Source organism: Streptomyces hyderabadensis (genome assembly GCF_020404845.1).
GTDB lineage: Bacteria > Actinomycetota > Actinomycetes > Streptomycetales > Streptomycetaceae > Streptomyces > Streptomyces hyderabadensis.
The window spans coordinates 1-319 of the sequence record NZ_JAIOJZ010000162.1; the positions used below are offsets into that span (position 1 = coordinate 1).

Consider the following 319-nt stretch of genomic DNA (forward strand, 5'->3'; position numbering starts at 1 on the left):
TGTCGCTGGCGGATGCGTGTGTGCTGGTGGCTGCTCGTGGGCGGTTGATGCAGGGGTTGCCGGCTGGTGGGGTGATGGTGGCGGTTCAGGCTTCCGAGGAGGAGGTGCTGCCACTGCTGGCGGAGGTGTCCGGCCGTGTGGGTGTCGCCGCGGTCAACGGGCCCGAAGCTGTGGTGATCTCCGGGGCTGAGGCGGAGGTCGGGCAGGTCGCGGATGTTCTTGCGGCGCAGGGCAGGCGGGTGAAGCGGCTTGCTGTGAGTCATGCTTTCCATTCGCCGTTGATGGAGCCGGTGCTGGAGGAGTTCCGGGCGGTGGTGGA

General features: G+C 68.0%; 1 protein-coding gene. It reads left to right on the forward strand.

Going from position 1 to position 319, the window contains the following annotated elements; translation table 11 throughout:
- A partial coding sequence (locus K7854_RS37990) for an acyltransferase domain-containing protein (protein ID WP_226030993.1) occupies positions 1-319 on the forward strand: 319 nt, incomplete at both ends.